Raw genomic sequence first — 2,716 nt, 5'->3', positions numbered from 1 at the left:
GCTGTCGGTAGAACCCAAATGATAACTGCTGATATGGTCAAGCCTGGTGCTGTAGTTATCGATGTCGGCATCAATCGACTCACCGATCCGACAACTGGGAAGTCGCGATTGGTAGGCGATGTCGATTTCGAGTCAGTTAAAGAAATAGCTAGTTGGATTACCCCCGTCCCTGGTGGTGTGGGAGCGATGACAGTAACGATGCTACTCGAAAATACGGTGTGGAGTTATGCCAATACCCATGGTTTAGTTTAGTGGTACCGAGGATATCGATCGAGCATGAATAATATCCATAGGTATTGCTATCTTTTATACATTACAATCTGGTTGGTAAACAAATATAAATATTTGACGCGAATTGACTTTTCATCACTCGATCGCCAGGGTAATTACGCTCTAGTCGATCGATTAATTATCGATAATATCCTCTTCGGTGCGATCGGCATTTTGATTTCCTTACTCATCGGGTCGCAAAAGAAAACAGGTACTTATTTAATATGCACCTGCGCGATCGGGTTAACGATTGCTGCTGTTACTATCTACTTAGATGCCTCGTTTACGCGTAATGGCGGACAGGCACATGTAAATTCAGTAATAGCATTTTTTGGGTGGATGATTCCGATAGTTATCGCTGGGTGGAAAGAGATTTTTAAAGATTTAGGATCGGCAATTATCAAAAAGCGTGACGAGCGATAATATATTCGATCGGCTCAACTCTTCGACAATCCCCAATTTCCTACCCCCATGACACTAGAACTAACCGCCACTCCTCAAGAACGCATGGGGATTATTCAGGGCGATATTACCAAATTAACAGTAGATGCGATCGTCAATGCGGCTAATAGTTCGTTACTTGGCGGCGGTGGTGTCGATGGGGCAATTCATCGCGCTGCTGGTGCCGAATTACTCGCCGCATGTCGGCAACTTAATGGTTGTAAGACTGGCCAAGCCAAAATTACTCCAGGCTATCGATTGATGGCAAAATATGTAATTCATACCGTCGGCCCCGTTTGGCATGGTGGTAATGCTGGCGAACCAGAATTACTCGCAAGTTGCTACCGCGAAAGTCTGGCTCTGACGACATTACATCAGATTCAAACGATCGCGTTTCCGGCGATTAGTTGTGGTGTTTATGGTTATCCGATCGATCTGGCAGCGCAAGTGGCACTAGAGACGGTGCATACTTATTTGGAGACAGATCGATCGATTGCAGGAGTAAGTTTTGTTTGTTTTAGCGATATCGATTACTATGCTTATATAGAAGCATTTGGAATGCTATAACCCACATACCCCACTTCTTAAAATCTCTACCTAAAAAGTCTTATTTTTCGTAAGAGTAGGGTGTGTTATCGCGAAGCGTAACGCACCGATCTAGAAGGTGCGTTTTGCTGACACAGAAACACACCCTACGCAGCCTTCACATGCAAAAAATTGAAGTGCGAAATACGGGTTATGACTTAATAATGCTGCGTAATGAATCGAAGAAAGTTGGATAGGAAATCGATGCAGCTTCCGCACGCGCGATCGTCGTTTGTCCTTTCGCGATTACAGACGCGATCGCGAGACTCATGGCAATCCGATGATCGGTAAAACTATCGAGTTCTGCACCAATTAACGAGCCGCCGCCAGTAATTTCTAAACCATCTGGTAATTCGGTAATATTCGCACCCATTTTAGTCAATGCCGCTGCCATTACTTGCAACCTGTCGCTTTCTTTGACGCGCAATTCTGCGGCATCTTTAATTATCGTCGTGCCTTGGGCAAATACTGCTGCGACAGCTAAAATCGGAATCTCATCGATCAGTCTGGGGATGAGATCGCCGCTAATTTCGCAAGCTTTTAAATTACTATGTTTGACCCGCAAATCTGCTACGGGTTCGCCCGCAACTTCGCGTTGATTTTCGAGGGTAATATCGGCACCCATTAATTCTAAAGCAACCAAAATTCCGGTGCGCGTCGGGTTGACGCCGACATTTTCGATATACAACTCCGATCCTGGCACGATCGCGCCAGCAACTAACCAAAAGGCGGCGGAGCTAATATCGCCAGGGACGATCACTTGTTGTCCCGTGAGAGTCGGATAACCCGTCACCGTCGCACTATTCGTCTCCGGATCGACCTCGATATGCGCCCCAAACGCGCGCAACATCCGTTCGGAATGATCCCGCGATAATGCTGGTTCGGTGACCGTAGTGCGTCCGTAAGTCATCAATCCAGCGAGTAAAATGGATGACTTGACCTGTGCTGAAGCGATCGGCGAATGATAGTGAATCGGTTGCAATTCACATCCGCGCACGGCGAGCGGTGCGAGCGAATTATTCCGACGTCCCCAAATCTGCGCTCCCATCTCCGCGAGCGGATTGACAACGCGCGACATCGGACGCGATCGTAAGGAATCATCGCCCGTAACTGTAAAAAATCGATCGGGATGAGAAGCCAAAATGCCTAACATCAGCCGCATTGTCGTTCCCGAATTGCCAGCATCGAGGACATTTACAGGTTCTTGAAGCTGTCCCAACCCAATCCCCGTCACCGTCACCAACTCGGTATTTAACTCCGAAATCTGCGCTCCCATGGCGGTAAAACACGCCGCCGTACTCCGAGGATCTTCACCCAATAATAATCCCTGAATCGTCGTCTCGCCCTCCGCTAAGGCTCCTAGCATCAAGGCGCGATGGGAAATCGATTTATCGCCCGGAATTTGTAATGTGCCCTGAAG

The 2,716-nt window shown here is 47.5% G+C and carries 3 protein-coding genes and 1 pseudogene; 3 read left to right on the top strand and 1 reads right to left on the bottom strand.

Annotated elements, in window-relative coordinates:
* The 3 genes and pseudogenes from C7B77_RS27730 to C7B77_RS27720 all read left to right on the top strand — a co-directional run.
* Window positions 1–252, top strand: a pseudogene (locus tag C7B77_RS27730) (bifunctional 5,10-methylene-tetrahydrofolate dehydrogenase/5,10-methylene-tetrahydrofolate cyclohydrolase); the annotation flags it as partial.
* A 93-nt stretch (window positions 253–345) separates the two neighbouring features.
* Window positions 346–693: a hypothetical protein gene (locus tag C7B77_RS27725; RefSeq protein ID WP_146138567.1), complete on the top strand. Its 348-nt coding sequence runs from the start codon at window positions 346–348 to the stop codon at window positions 691–693.
* 48 nt (window positions 694–741) lie between these two features.
* Complete coding sequence (locus C7B77_RS27720; protein ID WP_106312662.1) at window positions 742–1,278, top strand: O-acetyl-ADP-ribose deacetylase; 537 nt, start codon at window positions 742–744, stop codon at window positions 1,276–1,278.
* A 169-nt stretch (window positions 1,279–1,447) separates the two neighbouring features.
* On the opposite strand, the gene aroA is transcribed toward C7B77_RS27720, so the two are convergent.
* Window positions 1,448–2,716, bottom strand: a 1,269-nt coding sequence (gene aroA / locus C7B77_RS27715) for a 3-phosphoshikimate 1-carboxyvinyltransferase (RefSeq protein WP_106312659.1), incomplete at its 5' end; no start/stop codon positions are given.

This window comes from Chamaesiphon polymorphus CCALA 037 (assembly GCF_003003845.1).
GTDB classification, from domain to species: Bacteria; Cyanobacteriota; Cyanobacteriia; order Cyanobacteriales; family Chamaesiphonaceae; genus Chamaesiphon; species Chamaesiphon polymorphus.
Note: the sequence above shows the minus strand (reverse complement) of the source record. Positions and strands in the feature narration are given on the sequence as shown.